We start from the raw sequence: 17,430 nt of genomic DNA, 5'->3' as shown, positions 1-17,430 counted from the left end.
GGTTGCCGGTCAGCAAGGATTACTGAATGAGGCCAAATTCCTGGGCCAGAATTTTGTAATCAGCCACCTGTTTTTTGACGTAGGTGTCCAGCTCCGGACCGGTCATGGCAAACGGGAAGAGCTCACGCTGGTCGCGCAATGTGTTGAACTCCTCGGAAATCAGCAGCTTGTCGAACGCCTCTTTCCACCATGCGTAATCTTCGTCGCTGACTTTCGGCCCCAGGTAGAAACCGCGCACCACTGGCCAGACAATGTCATAGCCCTGCTCTTTGGCGGTTGGAATGTCCTTCATCTCAGGCTCGTCCAGACGTTCGTTGGCGAACACCGCCAGGAGGCGCATGTCGCCACTCTGGATATGCGGCATGGAGTCGGAAATGTCTGTGCTGCCGACCTGAATATGACCACCCAGCAACGCCGTGGCGATCTCACCACCACCCTCAAGTGCTACGTAGCGCAGGTCACGGGGGTTGATGCCGGCGGCCTTGGCGATCAGTGCGGTTTGCATCCAGTCCTGGCTGCCCACAGTGCCGCCTGAGCCAATCACTACTTTGCTGGGGTCTTTTTTCAGCGCCTGAACCAGATCATCGAGGTTTTTGTAGGGCGAATCGCTCTTCACCGCAATGGCGCCATAGCTGGTGCCGACTGCAGCCAGCCAGCGCACGGCGCTTTCATCGAAACGACCGAACTTGCCTTGCGCCAGGTTTAGCAATGAACCACTGGACCAGGCTACCAGGGTGCCGCCATCGGCCGGGCGCTGGGCGACCACAGCGTTATAGGCAACGGCGCCAACGCCACCGGGCATGTAGGTCACTCGCATGGGTTTGCTGAGCAGCTTTTCGTTCACCAGCGCGCTTTGCACCAGTTTGCAGGTCAGGTCAAAACCACCGCCTGGGGAAGCTGGGGCAATACATTCCGGACGTTTTGGCTCAGCCATGAGTTGGCCAGTGAACAGCAGGCAGCCAGCAGCGAGTGCCAGGGTGCGCAGGGGAAGTTTCATGTCGTCTCCTCAGGAGTTTTTGTTTTTATAGGGCAGTTTTTGTTGCTCAAAATCGCTGGTGCGCAGCCGTGCTCAATCCGTATTACGTGCAACGTGCGCACAGCACATGGCTACTCGCAGGCGGCGCGAGGGAGTCATTGGACACGTAAGAAATACAGGGGCGAGGGGTCTTGGACTGATAAGTCAGCATGGGGGTGCTCCATTATTGTTCTTATTGGCGAAAACGCTTCAAGGCGTTTTTCGGGCCGTCGTGCTGTGCATAACGGCAACAGAGATTCCTGTCAGTCTCGCGATGCTAGCCCGCCAACCTTTCGCTAACCTTTCAATAGACGTTCCCTGTTTTTGGGCTTCACAGCACTTCTGTCGTCTGTACACTCCGGGCACAAAAGGCTGCGGCCCGGACAAAAAATATCGAGGTAAACACGATGCGTGTGCTTTTGGTCGAAGATCAGCTTCAGCTGGCCGAGAGTGTTGCCCAGGCCTTGAAAGGCACAGGCCTGACCGTGGATGTATTGCACGATGGCGTGGCCGCTGACCTGGCCTTGAGTTCTGAGGAGTATGCAGTGGCGATCCTGGATGTGGGATTGCCGCGCATGAATGGTTTTGAAGTGCTGGCGCGTTTGCGTGCCCGTGGCAAAACCTTGCCGGTGTTGATGCTGACGGCGCGCAGCGACGTAAAGGACCGGGTTCATGGGCTCAATCTTGGGGCCGATGATTACCTGGCCAAGCCCTTCGAGCTGACTGAGCTGGAGGCACGTGTCAAAGCACTGTTGCGCCGTAGCGTGTTGGGGGGTGAGCGCCAGCAGCAATGCGGATCCCTGGTGTACGACCTTGGCACCCGGCGCTTTACCCTGGGGGATGATTTGCTCACCTTGACCTCTCGCGAGCAGGCAGTGCTCGAAGCGCTGATTGCGCGGCCGGGCCGGGTCATGAGCAAGGAACAGTTGGCGGCTCAGGTGTTTGGCCTGGACGAAGAAGCGAGCCCTGACGCCATCGAAATTTATATTCACCGATTACGCAAAAAACTCGACGGCCAGGCGGTAGCGATTGTCACCTTCAGAGGCTTGGGGTACCTGCTGGAAGGCCGCGATGTTTAAGCTCGACAGCTTGCGCTGGAGCCTGCTCTGGCACCTGACGCTGTTAATGGTTGTCTTGATGCTGGCCAGCGGGCTGAGCGCCTATTTCAATGGTCGTGAGGCGGCCGACACGGCCTACGACCGTACCTTGCTGGCCTCGGCACGAACCATTTCCGCAGGCCTCTCTCAGCGTGATGGCAGTTTAAGTGCCGATGTGCCCTACGTTGCGCTTGATACGTTTGCCTACGACAGCGCCGGACGTATTTACTATCAGGTCAACGATATCCATCAGAAGCTGATTTCCGGCTATGAGAACTTGCCTGCACCGCCACCAGGCACGCCGCGGACCGATGATTACCCGGCGTTGGCGCGTTTCTATAACGGCACGTATCTGGGGCAGAACGTGCGGGTCGTGAGCTTGCTCAAAGCCGTGACCGAGCCCAGCATGAATGGCATGGCGGAAATCCGTGTGGCTGAAACCGATGAGGCGCGCGTAGCCATGGCCCGCAGCTTGATGGCTGACACGCTGTTGCGCCTGGGAATGTTGGGGCTGGGGGCATTGTTGGTCGTATGGTTTGCTGTCAGTGCCGCCTTGCGCCCGCTGGAGCGTTTGCGCACTGCTGTGGAGGAGCGTGAGCCGGATGACTTGCGACCCTTGCCACTGGTCTCCGTGCAGCGAGAGTTGCGGCCATTGGTTCAGGCGCTCAATCACTTCACCGAGCGCTTGCGTGGCCAGTTCAAGCGTCAGGCGCAGTTTATTGCAGATGCCGCCCATGAGCTGCGTACACCCTTGGCAGTACTCAAGGCCCAGCTTGAATTGGGTTTGCGCGCCAATGATCCGCAGATCTGGCGCAATACGCTTGAGCAGGCTACACAGGGCACTGACCGCTTGACCCACATGGCCAATCAGCTGCTATCGCTGGCGCGCATCGAAAATGGTGCGCGAGCGATCGCCGAAGGGGGCGCGCAGTTGCTCGACCTCAGTCAGTTGGCTCGCGAGCTGGGTATGGCCATGGCTCCATTGGCCCATGCCCGGGGTTTTGCGCTGGCGCTTGAGGCCGACCAACCTGTGTGGCTGTACGGTGAGCCGACGTTGCTGCATGAGTTGCTGAGCAATCTGGTGGACAACGCCATGGCTCACTCGCCAGCCGGTGGCAATATTATTTTGCGTGTCAATTGGCCCGCGATACTGGAAGTCGAAGACGATGGGCCGGGTATTCCCCATGAAGACCGTGAGCGGGTATTCGAGCGTTTCTATCGACGCAATTCACACGTAGCCGGGTCGGGGTTGGGCCTGGCGATCGTCGGTGACATCTGCCGCGCTCACCTTGCCCATATCAGCTTGCACGACGGTGCTCAAGGCGGGTTGAAAGTGCGGGTCAGCTTTGTGCCAGCCAATGGCGGGCGGGTGCAGTAGCTGTCTTGATGTCGGGCCGATTTTTGTGAGAGCGAGCCTGCTCGCGAAGATATCAGGAAGTGAAATTGCGTCGGCCCGACATCGCGACCTGGCTCGCTCCCACTAGGAATTCAGGGCCTTAGATAAACATCCCGCGTGCGTCATTGAGTTGCTGTTCGAATTTTGCATCGTCTGCATCCAGCCCCAGGTACCTGAAAGCGGGCAGGGCGTTCAGCTTCTCGATGTCCTGTTGCATGAACACGGTCGCGATTTGCACGAAGTCGATGTAGTCGATTTTTTTGGACTGACGAGAAAAGTCCTGATATTGCCCTGGGATCTTCAACAGCTTTTCCGGGAACTCCCATCCAGCCAGCAGTTTGTCGCCAATCAACGGATGAATGCTTTCAATGACGTGATTGAGTGAAACGGGATCGGAGAGCAGTTCATTGTTCTCTTCGGCGTAGGTCAGGATGGGCAGCACGCCAATCTGATGCACCAGACCGCCCAAAGCTGCCTGGTCGGGTTTGAGTGAAGTATGGCGGCGGCACAGGGTGTAGCAAATACCGGCCACTTCCAGGCTTTGACGCCATACATCGCGCATTTTCTGCTCAACGACTTCCGAGCGGGCATGGAAGATTTGCTCCATGACCAGCCCGATCGCCAGGTTACTGCTGTAGTTGACACCCAGGCGCGTGATAGCGGTATGCAGGTCGGTGACCTCCCGGGTGGCGCGCAGCATCGGGCTGTTGACCACTTTGATCAGGCGTGCAGACAGCGCGGTATCGCGACCGATGACCTTGCTCAAGTGACTGACGCTGATTTCAGGGTTTTCTGCTGCCTTGCGGATGTTTAACGCCACTTCAGGCAGCGTTGGTAAAACCAGATCATCTCTATCAATGGCCTTAATCAAGTCCATTTGGACTCTGTGCGCCAGCATGCTCATTTCTCTAGGGGGCGTTTCGATGTGTGGCAATCAACGCTGGATTTCGCGATCACGGTCCAGTTGATACGGCAGCTCAAGCAGCGAAAGGCTGGGGCCTTGCAAGTCGCCCACGTGAATATCGCCCGCTTGCGCGGCATCAGAGGTCAGGACGGCCAGCAACTCGATACCGTTCTCTGCTTTTGCGCCAAGCACGACTTCGCCTACGGAGCTGTTGTGGGTAGGGGAAAAAAGAGGGGTGCCGGGAGCCGGTACGTCATGACCCGCCTCCAGCGACAAACGGTAAAGATGGCGTTTGAGTTTGCCAAGGTATTGCATGCGGGCGACGATTTCCTGGCCGGTGTAGCAACCTTTTTTGAAGCTGACACCGCCCACGGCTTGCAGGTTGATCATCTGCGGGATGAACAGCTCGCGGGTCTGGGGCATGACCTGACCGATGCCTGCGCGTACCTGGCCCAGCAACCATTGATTGAGGTCGGCCTCAACCAATTGCGCTTTCAAATGCTGGACAAGGCTTTCGGTCTGCTCCACAGGAGCCCACAGTTCTGCACGGCCTTCAGAGGCGCGAACGGCGATCAAACCGCTGGCACGTGCAACGCTGTCGGTTTCGGCGGGCAGGTTCAGGCCCAGGCTTTGCAACACCGCGTCTGCCTGGTTCAGACCAAAGCGAACCCAGTTGGCGCTATCGTCTGTGAGGGTTGACTTGGAAAACACTGCGTATTTTTTCAGGTCTGCCAACTGTGGCTCAACCAGCTCGCGAGCCATCGCCAGCAGGCAGCCGTTGTCCTGCAGCACGATGCGAAAACTGGACTGCATGCGGCCTTTTTGCGTGCAGCGGGCACCCAGGCTCGAGCGGGTTTCACTCAGGTAGTTGAGGTTGCAGGTCAACTGGCCTTGCAGAAACTTGCTGGCGTCGTTGCCGATCACAGCAAGAATGCCTTCGTGTTTCAGGGTGCAGAAAAAAGCAGAGTCGGCCATGGGTCATCGCAGGTAAAAAATGTCTGGGACACATCATAGAGGTGCGCCCTGCAAATGGGTAGTTCCAGGGGCCGACCAAAGCCGACTGTTCTATGACGGATCGGCCTGTATACTTGCGCTCTATTTGAGGAGCGCTCCATGGTCGAAGATGTTGAACTCAATCGTCTCTACTGGCACAGCCGTCGCGGCATGCTTGAACTGGACGTGCTGCTGGTGCCGTTCGTCAAGGAGGTGTACGCCACCCTGAATGACGTGGACCGCGAATGCTATCGCAAGCTGCTGGAATGTGAAGACCAGGACATGTTTGGCTGGTTCATGGAGCGCGCCGAGTCTGAAGACCCTGAGCTGCAGCGCATGGTTCGCATGATTCTGGATCGTGTCCAGCCCAAGTAATTGCTTTGAATGCCGCTGGCATGCCTGCGGGCAATTGCTGGCGGCTTATCTTGCAGCCCAGGCTCTGGCGCTGATCTCAATCTGCTTTCTTTCAATTCCTGCCTGGGCACGTGTGCTTGGCGCTTTGTGGTGCCTGGCCCATGGGGCTTGGGCGCTGCCCCGTCATATTCGACTGACCCACGCCAGTGCGCTTACACGATTGCGCCATGATGCCGATGGCTGGCAGTTGTGGAGTCGTGACAAGGGTTGGCAGGCCGTGCAGCTGCGCCGTGACAGCCTGGCGCTGCCCTGGGTGGTGATCGTGCGTTTCAGTTTGCGCGGCGAATGGCGGGTGCGGGCGGTGTGCATCCTCGCAGGCGCGCTGGCGCCGGATCAGCACCGACGCTTGCGCGTGCGACTGAAGTTCAGTCGGCGTAGGTGGCTGGCACCCGAATAGTGTCCAGGGCCTAGAACAGTGAATCAATATCAAAGGTATAGGGCGCACCCACGGCGTGCCCGTTGATCGAGGCCAACAAATCATCATCAACGTCTGGGGCTGGGGTCATGGCCAGTTGTTCGGGCACCTTGTTTTCCGGATGAGCATCCCAGCGCAGCAGGCACTCAGATAGCAGGTCGGGTTGTGTTGAAAACGAGCCGTAAACACGGTTCTCGTTGATTGTGCTTTGCCGCAGGCGTTTCAAGCGCTCGAAGGTCATGTGTACCTTGTCGACCTCGCGATTGAGCGCATTGATGGTCAATTCGTGGGCCCGGCTGTAGGGGGTAGGGGAGTCGCCGAGCATGCGGCGCTTGAAGCGTAGTTGTTCAATGATTGTTGCCAGAGCACGGCTGATGTGCTCGAACTCCTCGTCGGTCACCAGAGAGTGTTTGAGTGTCAGCGCTTCTTGCCAACGCCGCAGGGCAGCCCAGCAACCGGGGATATAGCCACCGGTCATTGAATGGTTGTCCGCGTCAAAAATCTGGGCAATAAACCCCGCCCTTTCAGGTAGCCCATTGTTCTGATGAATGGCCAGGGTACAGGCCGCATGCTCGGTAATGGTGTCGCAGCCGGGTTCCCACATAATCGAGGACTTTTTGATTGCGCCGAACGCTACCGGCATAAAGTGTTGCAAGGTGCCGTGATGCTCGTAAGGCTCGCCGGTCAAGTTGGTAATGCCCGCAACAAACCCGGCGATGCCCAGGGGCGCGTTAAAGAAAGTGAGTGCCGCTCCCGGGAGGTACACCCTGGGCTTGGTGTTCATCCAGGTTGCCGGTACGCTGGGTACCGGGTCGTTATGGTTGACCATGCGGTAATGCACCAGGTCGGCAGCGCCTTTTACAAAAGTGCTGTCTGCTGCTCTTGGGGCGCCGTAGGTGTACAGCACGATCTTGTATTCGTAGCCAGTTCGACGACGCAGCATTTCCGATAGAAGCAAGGTGATCGCACCACCCAAGCTATGGCCACAAATAATCAGTTTCTGGCCGGTGTAGAATTTTTCGAGATAGTTGATCGAAAGCTCATAGACTTTCAGTGCAGCGTCATAGAACCCACGGTGGACCTTGCCCAGGCCTTCTTTTCCAAAAGGGGTTTGGAAAGCATCGGCGTCTCGAAGCGCATCTGCGAGTAATTCACTGGTGCCACGCACAGAAATCAGCACCAACTCGTCGTTATGGGTGATAAAAGCCTGGGTGTCGGTATCATTTTTCTGGCCGCGGTCATCCAGAAAATGAACCTTGGCAGGGGTTTCTTGCTCCTCACCTAAATCCGGGCTATTAGCCGGGTACAGGTCGGGATCGAAGGGTGCGATTTCCAGGCGCTTTGAATAGGGAACGTCTTCGTATAAGGGGTAGTAGGCACCGGTTTGTCCAGGGTCTACTTTCCAGATTTCATCAAACCTGGCCAGAGCGTCTCCAAACCAATTACCCATGCTCGGCTGTACAGGGAAACTTACAGTCTTCTCCCAGATTGGCGGCTTCTTAGGCTCCTGGCCAAACGGGTTGTAGCTCAAGGTGGCCATAAGGGCGAGCTGATACAGGTTCAGCGCACAGAACTGCGAGTCGGTGGAGAGCATCGGGCGCAGGGCCCGTAAAGGGCGCACTTCCAGTACGTTATGTTTATTTGGAAGTAGGCAGACGCCTTGTTTGCCATGCTCGCGCATCAGCTTGGCCCAGTGTTTGTTGGGCGGATAGTGAGCTTCGACCTCGGGCGGTAAGTGCGCGACATGTTTGACCAAATGACGAACTTCAACTTGGCAGAAATAATCGGCACAAGCTTGTGCTGGGTTGCTTTGAGTGCGTGAGCCATCGTTATGAACATAACGGGTTTGTTCGGCGCGAACTTGCAGCTCTGTTATGGGGAGAGGGTAGTGGTCCCGTTGTATTAAGTCCTTATAGGGTAGGGCCTTGCCGGTATATTTCTGTACAAGAATTATGGAGATTGGGCCGGAAAAATGGTTGTCTACTTTTCCTATACCTGAGCGGTCTAGCGTGCCTTTATATACTTGGCCTTCTGAATCAATAACGCTGTAGTTCAGCCCCGCATAAGACAGTCCCTCACCTAGTTCATCAACAAACTTGAAGCTGGTCCAATTTCCTTGGGCAGGGCAGGCGAACATACGACTGTTCAGCGGGTGTTTAACCTCTTCATCAAAAGTGGTCATTTTTTTAGTTTCCTTATTCAGTGCAGCCAGGATAAATAGAGCAGCTACGCCCGTCAGGCATCAAAAAACTGCTGAAGTCCGTATAATTTCCATGACAGTAACCGCGCTGATCTTCTAGGCCTTCCCCCATAAAGCGTTTCCAACCATTGGGAAACTTGACCCATGTATCTCCCCAGCCGGGTCTTTCCTCATCGGCCAGCTTGATCTTCAATATCACGGTTTTACCCGGCAGCTGATCCAAGGTGTAAGCCCCGACGGGACGTCCTTTAGTCACCGCCCCTTGATCGTCAATTTTTTTGCAGTCGAGCCCCTTGGATAATCGACGTTTTGGCCCTTGGGTGCGAAACAACCATTGGCATTGACCCTTTATGGCGCTTTCGCCATTAGTATCAAAAGTTCCTTTGTATTGAGTTTTTAGTTCCTCCCTGATAATAACTGCGGTTGTGTCTCCGCTGAAGTCTCCATAGTCAGTTCCATAAATGGCATTGATTTCCAGATCGATTTTATAGATGGCCAGTCGGCAGCCTTTGACGGTGCGGTAAATTGGTATTTCGGATTCTGGTTTGTATGCTGTTCGCCACTCTCTGTTGAAACCGAGGTATGGATTGTCATCAAGGGTGACCGTACAAGTTTCTCCCTTGGCGGGCGCATACTTGGCCACTGCGTAATAAGCAAAATTTGCAGGCAGATCAGCCGTAAAAATAAAACTGTCTGACTCGCCAGTAAAACACCCAGTCGTCGACAGTGCGCAGGCCCCCAGGAGCAGCGTTTTAACTATGACTTTCATAAAAGGCCATCGCCTTGCCAAAACTGCATTTCCTGAAAAACCCGCTGGAAATGAGCATCAGGACTTTCACCAGGGCGCGCCTGCCAGCGCTGTGCAAGTGGGTCAGTGGTAGCCTTTAAGCGTTGAACGAGCAAAAACTCCAACTGCTCAGCCGCCTGCCAACCCCAGGTGTTGGCTTGGGCTAATAGAGTGCTGAGCCATAGTTCCGGGTCTTGTTGTTCGGCCATTCGGGCATAGGCTTCAAGATGCCTGGCCAGCAGGTAGCGGTGGGCATTGGCCTCGCGCGTGCTAGCGCGCTGATCGGCCTCCATGGGAAAGTCATTCCAGATAGGGCTTTCAGGAACTGGATGGTTACCCGGTGCCGGGTTGCCGAGTGTTTCCCAGTGCTCCCCTTGCCAATAGCAGACGCTGATCGCGGGCCCTAAATACCCTGCAACCGTTACAGTGGTTAAGTGCTGCAGTGCGCGGGCCAGCACCCGGTTGTCATGGAAACGATAAATCCCGCGATGGGGCCGGACGCCGAAAATCATGCGGTCGCGCCAATGTTTGACCAGCGCCTGTAGCCCTGCCTCAGGTGCAACACTGGCAAGCCAGCCCCAGTTCCTTTCAGGCGCTTTGAGCAGCTCGCTCAAGTGCTCGTCTTCAGGGTTGTCGATAAGGAACAGAAAAGGCCCCTTGTCTGCCATATCGGCTGCCGGCGTTTCGCGGTAAATGCTGCAATACAGCTCAGGTGCCCTGTTGTTTAACAGGCCGTTACGGGCGGTGAGTTCGTCCAGTGAGTCCAGAATCAAACATACAGAGCACCCGAGGTGGCGTTGTTCGGCCATCCATTGTTGAGCCGCAACCAGGGTCATGCTGCGGTCCCTTCAATCAGGCAAACACCTTTTTTGCTGGCGAGGTCCTTTTCAAGAACCTGAGGTCGCGGGCTTTCGATAGTCAGATCAGGACGTCCGCTGACCTGTTCCAGATCAAAACAAGAGGGTGCGCTAAAGGATTTTTGGTGGGTGAAGGAAGGGGGCTTGAAGACACTTTCGGTCAGGTTGAAACGGGTTTGAGGGCGTGGGTTGAACATCCAGTGTTCCTTTTTCAGTTTTAGGGCGCGGACCACAGGCACTGAGCAGGCGAACGATTAGCCCGTAGTGCGCGTGGAAAGCTAAAACCGAAAAAGCTAGCAAGGTTTAGATGTTAAATATGTAGGACTTATCCTAGTTCTTGCCTGAATCGTCGCTGATTCAGGGAGCTGCTTGAGAGGGCGTTGCCAGACTGCTTGCGCTCTGGCGCGCTTGTGTTGCCTGCAGGTGGGACTGTTATTCACCGTGAAAAAAAACGCGGCAACGCTGTCTCAAGCGGTGCCGGGTTCTCGTACCTGACGTGCCTCACCGGGTTGGGGTCAGAATCGTATCCTTCGCCTCTGGCAGCATCTCTGGATAGTCCAGCGTGTAGTGCAGGCCGCGAGATTCCTTGCGTTCCATGGCAGACCTGATCATCAGTTCGGCAACTTGTGCCAGGTTGCGCAGTTCGATCAGGTCGCGGCTGACTTTATAGTTGCTATAAAACTCGTCAATTTCGTCCAGCAGCAGGCGCACGCGGTGTTGCGCGCGTTGCAGGCGCTTGTTGGTGCGCACGATTCCGACGTAGTCCCACATAAAACGCCGTAGCTCATCCCAGTTGTGAGCGATGATCACATCTTCATCGGAGTCGGTAACCTGGCTTGCATCCCAGCTCGGCAGGGCAGCAGGGGCGGCGATTTCGGGCAGTTGGGCGAGAATGTCGGCCGCAGCCGACTTGGCGTACACAAAGCACTCCAGCAATGAGTTGCTGGCCATGCGGTTGGCGCCGTGCAGGCCGGTGAAGCTGGTTTCGCCAATGGCGTACAGGCCTGGCACGTCAGTGTGGCCATGTTCGTCGACCATGACTCCGCCACAGGTGTAATGCGCTGCAGGCACCACCGGGATAGCCTGCTTGGTGATGTCGATGCCGAATGTCAGGCAGCGTTCATAAACCGTCGGGAAGTGAGCCTTGATAAAGGTTTCGGGCTCATGGCTGATATCCAGGTACACGCAATCGATACCCAGGCGCTTCATTTCATGGTCGATAGCGCGAGCCACGATATCTCGAGGGGCCAGTTCTCCCCGGGCGTCGAAGCGCTGCATGAAACGCTCACCGTTGGGCAGTTTCAAGTGAGCACCTTCACCGCGCAGCGCTTCAGTGATCAGAAAGCTTTTGGCCTGCGGGTGATACAGGCAGGTAGGGTGGAACTGATTGAACTCCAGGTTTGCCACGCGGCACCCTGAACGCCAGGCCATGGCGATGCCGTCACCGCAGGCGCCGTCCGGGTTGCTGGTGTAGAGATACACCTTGGCCGCGCCACCCGTGGCCAGAATCGTGAAGCGCGAGCCAAAGGTGTCGACTTCGCCCGTTGCGCGGTTCAGCACATAGGCGCCCAGGCAGCGATCGCCTTCCAGTCCCAATCGGCGCTCGGTAATCAGATCAACGGCAACGCGCTGTTCGAGCAGTTCGATATTGGGTCGCTGGCGCGCCTGTTCGAGCAACGTCTTGAAGATGGCGGCGCCGGTGGCATCTGCCGCATGGATGATGCGTCGGTGGCTGTGGCCGCCTTCACGGGTGAGGTGAAATTCAAAACCGGGCTGCTCAGGGTCAACGGCGTCATCGCGGGTGAAGGGAACGCCTTGATCGATTAACCACTGAATGGCTTCGCGGCTGTGCTCGACGGTAAAGCGCACGGCGTCTTCATGACATAGCCCGCCGCCAGCATTGAGGGTGTCTTCGACGTGAGACTGCACCGTGTCGGTATCATCCAGCACTGCGGCTACACCGCCTTGTGCCCAGAATGTCGAGCCATTGGCCAGGTCGCCTTTACTGAGGACCGCAATACGCATATGGCTGGGTAACGTGAGCGCAAGGCTCAAACCGGCAGCGCCGCTGCCAATCACCAGCACATCATGTTGAAAATGTTGGCTCATTCTTCTGACATCCGCAAAAAAGCGCCCACTAGTATATAGAGGGGGGGATCGGCACAATGGCCGGGCCTTTATGGCATTGTGAAATTACAGCGGGCGCAAAGTGTGCCTCAGACTTGAAGGGTCTGCATGTTGATTTGCACAATAAATCTGCAAAGGGGATCAGGGCTGGGGGCTTGCTCCAGGGCTGATGCGCTTGTGTGGTGCTATCGGTGGCGTACGAAGTTATTGAACTTTTCGTACGGTCCGGGGTTCCATAGAGGGCTGCCCTTGATGCAGGGGAACGGCGTCCAAATTGATGCGGGGTCTGTGTTTCGACCTGACAGCGGAATTTGACGACAAGATTATTGACGCAGCCGGCCAGGCCCGAGCTGCGTTTTCGTGTGTGCCAAATCCGAGCACGCAGGAAACTTGCCAGGGGGGAGAGAACTTTTGTGTAAAGCCCGAGTCTATGTTTGCAAGCCTGATCAATTAGCACAGCAATCTTCCTCCCGGTCTTATGAGGAGTATTCATGCTAGCCCAGGAAGAGGATCAGCAGCTGGTCGAGCGCGTACAGCGTGGCGATAAGCGCGCATTCGATCTGCTCGTGTTGAAGTATCAACACAAAATTCTCGGGTTGATCGTGCGTTTTGTGCACGACACCCATGAAGCCCAGGACGTCGCTCAGGAAGCCTTTATCAAGGCTTACCGGGCACTCGGTAATTTTCGCGGAGACAGCGCCTTTTACACATGGCTGTATCGCATCGCCATCAATACGGCGAAAAACTACCTGGTGTCACGCGGTCGACGTCCGCCTGATAGTGACGTGAGCTCGGAAGATGCCGAGTTTTACGATGGTGATCATGGTCTGAAGGATCTCGAGTCGCCGGAGCGTGCTTTGCTCCGCGACGAGATCGAAACCACCGTTCATCGCACTATTCAGTTACTGCCAGAAGATTTGCGTACGGCGTTAACTTTACGTGAATTTGATGGTCTGAGTTATGAGGACATTGCGAGCGTCATGCAGTGTCCAGTGGGTACCGTGCGCTCCCGGATTTTCCGCGCTCGGGAAGCCATTGATAAAGCCCTGCAGCCGTTGTTGCAGGAAAACTGAGACAGCGGCGACAGCCAAGAGAGGAACCGCCATGAGTCGTGAAGCCCTGCAGGAATCGCTGTCCGCGGTGATGGATAACGAAGCGGACGAACTGGAACTACGTCGGGTATTGAATGCCTTTGACGACACACATACACGTGACACCTGGTCCCGTTATCAGGTGGCCCGTGCTGTGATGCACAAGGACCTGTTGATTCCGCGCCTGGACATCGCATCTGCCGTTTCGGCCGCGCTGGCCGAAGAGCAAACCCCGGTCAAGGTCGTACGTGGCCCATGGCGCAGCATCGGCCGTCTGGCCGTTGCTGCATCGGTGACCGTTGCTGTTCTGGCGGGTGTCAGAATGTACAACCAGGATGACATCGTCGGTAATCAGCTTGCCCAGCAGAACGCTGCGCAGAGCCTGAGTGCACCGATGGCTAAAGGCCCGGCGGTACTGGCTAACTACAGCGAAAGCTCCGACAAGGCGACTGGTCCTATGGCCAACGGTGTTCTGCAAGGCCAGCCAGGCTGGCAGGATCAGCGTTTGCCAGGCTACCTGCGTCAGCATGCACAGCAAGCAGCGTTGAAAGGGGCAGAAAGCCCTCTGCCATACGCTCGTGCCGCGAGCCTTGAAAACCGTTAAGGACCACCATGCGCGTCCTACCTTTGCTACCTCTTCTGCTGAGTGGCTGGTTTGCAGTACCGGCCCACGCCGATGAAGCCCAGGACTGGCTAAAACGTCTTGGGCAGGCTGAGCAACAGCACAGCTATCAGGGCACATTCGTTTATGAGCGTAACGGTAGTTTTTCTACCCATAGCATCTGGCACCGCGTGCAAGATGGGAAAGTTCGTGAGCGTTTGATGCAATTGGATGGCTCTGCTCAAGAGGTCATTCGTACGGATGGGCGCACTGAATGCGTTACTGGAAAGTTGGCTTCGGGGTTAGGTGATGTCACCGCCGTTTCGGCAAGACAGTTCGATGCCCAGAAGCTCAATGACTGGTACTCGGTAACCAAGCAAGGTGACTCCAGGGTTGCAGGTCGACCGGTGGTGGTGATCTCACTTGCCCCTCGCGACCAGCACCGTTATGGGTTTGAACTGTATCTGGATCGTGAAACCGGATTGCCCCTCAAGTCATTGTTGCTCAATGACAAGGGTCAGTTGCTTGAGCGTTACCAGTTTACAAGCCTGGTCACCACGCCCCCTGATGAAAACCAGCTGACGCCTGCAGGCACATGCCGCCCGGTTACGGTGGCTGATACTGCAGCACCTGTCGCTGACACGGCTCATGCCTGGCACTCCGACTGGCTGCCGCCCGGTTTCGAGCAAGTCAGCAGCACCGTGCACCGTGATCCCCGGACCAAGTCTGAAGTCACCAGTCTCTTATATGACGATGGCCTGACGCGTTTCTCAGTGTTTCTCGAACCGTTGCAGGGGGCCGCAGTTCCTGATGCACGCGTTCAACTGGGGCCTACAGCTGCGGTTACACGGCACCTGAGTACCCCTCAGGGAGACATGATGGCCACTGTGGTGGGTGAAATCCCGTTGGGTACCGCAGAGCGTATAGCGCTCTCGATGCGTGTCGGTAAAGATGATGCGCAGGCCAAACCATAGGGTTGCTCCGACATGGCGGGTGACACATTTCGATTTGCCATTTTCTTGTCTTTTTATGAAGGTCAGGGCCCTAGCGGGCTCTGGCCTTGTTTGTTTTCCGGGGCCTAAAAAACGGTCTATGCTTTGGTCTTGTTTTTTGGTGCCTGTCGCTTAACTCTGCAGTTATTAACGGGAGCTGTATGTCGATGCCTCGATTGAAATCTTATCTACCCATTTTTGCAGCCGTGCTGATGCTCGGGCAGGCAGTGCCGGTCATGGCTGAAGCGCAGTTACCTGACTTCACGCAATTGGTTGAGCAGGCTTCGCCAGCTGTAGTGAATATCAGCACCACGCAAAAGCTCCCTGAGCGCCGCGCCTCAAGCTTGGGCCAAATGCCCGATCTGGAAGGTTTGCCACCTGGCCTGCGTGACTTTTTTGAGCGCAGCATTCCGCCCAGTGGCAAAGGCGGTCGTCAGCGCGAGGCCCAGTCACTGGGTTCGGGTTTCATCATCTCGCCCGATGGCTTCATCCTGACCAATAACCACGTGGTAGCAGACGCCGATGAAATCATCGTGCGCTTGTCTGATCGCAGTGAAATGAAAGCCAAGCTCGTAGGCACGGATCCACGTTCCGACGTTGCGTTGCTGAAAATCGAAGGCAAGAACCTGCCTGTCCTTAAGCTGGGCAAGTCCCAGGACCTCAAGGCCGGTCAGTGGGTAGTTGCCATAGGGTCACCGTTTGGGTTTGACCACACCGTAACCCAAGGCATTATCAGCGCCATCGGTCGCAGCCTTCCAAATGAAAGCTACGTGCCTTTTATCCAGACTGACGTACCGATCAACCCGGGCAACTCGGGTGGTCCGCTGTTCAACCTGGCGGGCGAAGTGGTGGGTATCAACTCGCAAATCTACACCCGCTCGGGCGGTTTCATGGGCGTGTCTTTCGCAATCCCTATCGATGTGGCGATGGACGTTGCCAATCAGCTCAAGGCTGGCGGCAAAGTCAGCCGTGGCTGGTTGGGTGTGGTGATTCAAGAGGTCAACAAAGACCTGGCCGAATCCTTTGGTCTGGAAAAACCGGCAGGTGCGCTGGTGGCCCAGGTACTTGATAACGGCCCGGCTGCCAAAGGCGGTCTGCAAGTCGGCGACGTGATTCTGAGCATGAATGGTCAGCCGATCGTCATGTCGGCAGATTTGCCGCATCTGGTTGGCGCACTCAAGGCTGGCAGCAAGGCAACGCTTGAAGTGATTCGTGACGGCAAGCGCAAAAATCTGGACCTGACGGTCGGTGCCATCCCTGATGACGCAAAAGACATTGCTTCTGGCGCAGGTGCTGAGCAAAGCAGCAACCGTCTTGGCGTGTCCGTGGCGGACCTGAGTGAAGAGCAGAAGAAAGCCAATGACATCAAGGGTGGCGTGATCATCACTGACGTTCAGGACGGTCCTGCTGCCCTGATCGGCCTGCAACCTGGTGACGTGATCACTCACCTGAACAATCAGGCCATTAACAACGGCAAGGAATTCACTGAAATTGCCAAGGCATTGCCGAAGAATCGTTCGGTGTCGATGCGGGTTTTGCGTCAAGGTCGCGCCAGCTTCATTACCTTCAAACTGGCCGAGTAAGCAGGTTGACCTGGGTGGGAGCGAGCCTGCTCGCTCCCACAAAGAGCTAACCGTCATCACCAAGCCCGTATCGTGAGATACGGGTTTTTTTTATTTTTTTGGTTTGGGGATGCGCACCAGTTGAGTATTGGAATACAGGTCATGCCAGGTACGTTTGTGTTTGTCGAATACAGACCAAATGAATCCCAGTCCCAGGCACAGCCATGAAGCGATGGAGACGATAAAGCGCAGCAACGCCTGCCACAGGCTGATTGCGGTGCCATCAGCGTTCTGTACGCGTATGCCCCAGACCTGCATGCCCAGGGTTTGCCCGGAGTGAGTCCAGAACTTGGCAAAAAAACCGAACAGGACAAAAAACAGAAGGGTGGAGAGCAGCGGATCACCATCCAGAGCGCCTGCCTCTGAAAGCGCCCTCATTTTGGCTTCACCGATAAAACTCATCATGATCAGCTTGTAGATAAAGGTCGTGACGATCAGCAGGGCGGTACACAGCAGAAAGTCATAGAACATGGCTGCCAGGCGGCGCCCCAGGCCAACGGCGGGAAAATCGCCTTGAGGTCTAAGTGGTTGTTTCGACATGGCAGGGTCTCGTGAAGGAAAAACGCCATCTTACGGAATAACAGCCATAAAAAAGCCTCTGATGTCACCATCAGAGGCTTTTGTGTACGAGATCAGCCTTCTGCTTGAACTTCGTCAGCCTGCAAGCCTTTTTGGCCTTGAACCGAGATGAAGGTCACTTTCTGGCCTTCTTTCAGGCTTTTAAAGCCGTTGCCTTGAATGGCACGGAAGTGCACAAACAGGTCAGGGCCACTTTCCGGGGTGATAAAGCCAAACCCTTTCTCGTCGTTGAACCACTTAACGGTACCGCTCTGACGTTGGGACATTTCTTAATTCCTTGACGCTAACAATTAATGACAGCCTCTTTCAAAGGAAAGAGTTCGGGTGCTGGGTTGCAGGA

General features: G+C 56.0%; 18 protein-coding genes. 8 read left to right on the top strand and 10 right to left on the bottom strand.

Features of this window, described 5'->3' with window-relative positions; all coding sequences use genetic code 11:
* Positions 1 to 19 precede the first annotated feature (19 nt).
* The gene (locus TU76_RS13240; protein ID WP_019822265.1) at positions 20 to 997 is read right to left on the bottom strand and encodes a Bug family tripartite tricarboxylate transporter substrate binding protein; all 978 of its coding nucleotides are present in this window, start codon (positions 995 to 997) and stop codon (positions 20 to 22) included.
* A 425-nt stretch (positions 998 to 1,422) separates the two neighbouring features.
* On the opposite strand from TU76_RS13240, the gene TU76_RS13235 reads away from it, so the two are divergent.
* Together TU76_RS13235 and TU76_RS13230 are read left to right on the top strand one after the other, a co-directional pair.
* Positions 1,423 to 2,094: a response regulator gene (locus tag TU76_RS13235; RefSeq protein ID WP_019822267.1), complete on the top strand. Its 672-nt coding sequence runs from the start codon at positions 1,423 to 1,425 to the stop codon at positions 2,092 to 2,094.
* Positions 2,087 to 3,490, top strand: a complete 1,404-nt coding sequence (locus TU76_RS13230) for a sensor histidine kinase (protein WP_019822268.1) — start codon at positions 2,087 to 2,089, stop codon at positions 3,488 to 3,490. Before TU76_RS13235 ends, TU76_RS13230 begins: the two co-directional genes overlap by 8 nt.
* A 118-nt stretch (positions 3,491 to 3,608) precedes the next feature.
* Here TU76_RS13230 and TU76_RS13225 read toward each other — a convergent pair whose 3' ends face one another.
* Together TU76_RS13225 and ygfZ are read right to left on the bottom strand one after the other, a co-directional pair.
* The gene (locus TU76_RS13225) at positions 3,609 to 4,412 is read right to left on the bottom strand and encodes an HDOD domain-containing protein (RefSeq protein ID WP_048351800.1); all 804 of its coding nucleotides are present in this window, start codon (positions 4,410 to 4,412) and stop codon (positions 3,609 to 3,611) included.
* Between the two features lie 30 nt (positions 4,413 to 4,442).
* The gene (gene ygfZ, locus TU76_RS13220; RefSeq protein WP_048351799.1) at positions 4,443 to 5,387 is read right to left on the bottom strand and encodes a CAF17-like 4Fe-4S cluster assembly/insertion protein YgfZ; all 945 of its coding nucleotides are present in this window, start codon (positions 5,385 to 5,387) and stop codon (positions 4,443 to 4,445) included.
* A gap of 138 nt (positions 5,388 to 5,525) precedes the next feature.
* Between ygfZ and TU76_RS13215 the strand changes: the two genes are divergently transcribed.
* Positions 5,526 to 5,780, top strand: coding sequence for an FAD assembly factor SdhE (locus TU76_RS13215; protein ID WP_003440597.1), 255 nt, complete (start codon positions 5,526 to 5,528; stop codon positions 5,778 to 5,780).
* Positions 5,764 to 6,216, top strand: a complete 453-nt coding sequence (locus TU76_RS13210; protein ID WP_048351798.1) for a protein YgfX — start codon at positions 5,764 to 5,766, stop codon at positions 6,214 to 6,216. Before TU76_RS13215 ends, TU76_RS13210 begins: the two co-directional genes overlap by 17 nt.
* Positions 6,217 to 6,226: 10 nt before the next feature.
* Here TU76_RS13210 and TU76_RS13205 read toward each other — a convergent pair whose 3' ends face one another.
* From TU76_RS13205 to nadB, 5 genes are all read right to left on the bottom strand, one after another.
* On the bottom strand, positions 6,227 to 8,416 hold the full coding sequence (locus TU76_RS13205; RefSeq protein ID WP_048351797.1) for a lipase family protein: 2,190 nt from the start codon (positions 8,414 to 8,416) through the stop codon (positions 6,227 to 6,229).
* Positions 8,417 to 8,429: 13 nt separating this feature from the next.
* Entirely contained in the window at positions 8,430 to 9,203 is a 774-nt protein-coding gene (locus tag TU76_RS13200) for a hypothetical protein (RefSeq protein WP_048351796.1), read from the bottom strand.
* The gene (locus TU76_RS13195; protein WP_048351795.1) at positions 9,200 to 10,057 is read right to left on the bottom strand and encodes a DUF4123 domain-containing protein; all 858 of its coding nucleotides are present in this window, start codon (positions 10,055 to 10,057) and stop codon (positions 9,200 to 9,202) included. The genes TU76_RS13200 and TU76_RS13195 overlap by 4 nt, the downstream gene beginning before the upstream one ends.
* Positions 10,054 to 10,275, bottom strand: coding sequence for a hypothetical protein (locus tag TU76_RS13190; protein ID WP_048351794.1), 222 nt, complete (start codon positions 10,273 to 10,275; stop codon positions 10,054 to 10,056). The genes TU76_RS13195 and TU76_RS13190 overlap by 4 nt, the downstream gene beginning before the upstream one ends.
* A 304-nt stretch (positions 10,276 to 10,579) precedes the next feature.
* Complete coding sequence (nadB, locus tag TU76_RS13185) at positions 10,580 to 12,187, bottom strand: L-aspartate oxidase (RefSeq protein WP_019822284.1); 1,608 nt, start codon at positions 12,185 to 12,187, stop codon at positions 10,580 to 10,582.
* 509 nt (positions 12,188 to 12,696) lie between these two features.
* Between nadB and rpoE the strand changes: the two genes are divergently transcribed.
* The 4 genes from rpoE to TU76_RS13165 all read left to right on the top strand — a co-directional run bounded on the left by rpoE (position 12,697) and on the right by TU76_RS13165 (position 16,472).
* Positions 12,697 to 13,278 (top strand): RNA polymerase sigma factor RpoE/AlgU, encoded by a 582-nt coding sequence (gene rpoE, locus TU76_RS13180; RefSeq protein WP_019822285.1) that lies wholly within the window; start codon positions 12,697 to 12,699, stop codon positions 13,276 to 13,278.
* A gap of 31 nt (positions 13,279 to 13,309) precedes the next feature.
* The gene (locus TU76_RS13175) at positions 13,310 to 13,900 is read left to right on the top strand and encodes a sigma-E factor negative regulatory protein (RefSeq protein WP_019822286.1); all 591 of its coding nucleotides are present in this window, start codon (positions 13,310 to 13,312) and stop codon (positions 13,898 to 13,900) included.
* 8 nt (positions 13,901 to 13,908) lie between these two features.
* The gene (locus tag TU76_RS13170) at positions 13,909 to 14,871 is read left to right on the top strand and encodes a MucB/RseB C-terminal domain-containing protein (protein WP_019822287.1); all 963 of its coding nucleotides are present in this window, start codon (positions 13,909 to 13,911) and stop codon (positions 14,869 to 14,871) included.
* A gap of 185 nt (positions 14,872 to 15,056) precedes the next feature.
* The gene (locus TU76_RS13165; protein WP_019822289.1) at positions 15,057 to 16,472 is read left to right on the top strand and encodes a DegQ family serine endoprotease; all 1,416 of its coding nucleotides are present in this window, start codon (positions 15,057 to 15,059) and stop codon (positions 16,470 to 16,472) included.
* Positions 16,473 to 16,562: 90 nt separating this feature from the next.
* Here TU76_RS13165 and TU76_RS13160 read toward each other — a convergent pair whose 3' ends face one another.
* Together TU76_RS13160 and TU76_RS13155 are read right to left on the bottom strand one after the other, a co-directional pair.
* Positions 16,563 to 17,051 (bottom strand): RDD family protein, encoded by a 489-nt coding sequence (locus TU76_RS13160; protein ID WP_019822291.1) that lies wholly within the window; start codon positions 17,049 to 17,051, stop codon positions 16,563 to 16,565.
* A 92-nt stretch (positions 17,052 to 17,143) separates the two neighbouring features.
* Positions 17,144 to 17,356 (bottom strand): cold-shock protein, encoded by a 213-nt coding sequence (locus TU76_RS13155; RefSeq protein WP_019822293.1) that lies wholly within the window; start codon positions 17,354 to 17,356, stop codon positions 17,144 to 17,146.
* Positions 17,357 to 17,430: the final 74 nt, after the last annotated feature.

Origin of the sequence: Pseudomonas psychrophila (assembly GCF_001043005.1) — a bacterium.
GTDB lineage: Bacteria > Pseudomonadota > Gammaproteobacteria > Pseudomonadales > Pseudomonadaceae > Aquipseudomonas > Aquipseudomonas psychrophila.
This window is presented reverse-complemented; position numbering and strand designations above follow the sequence as displayed.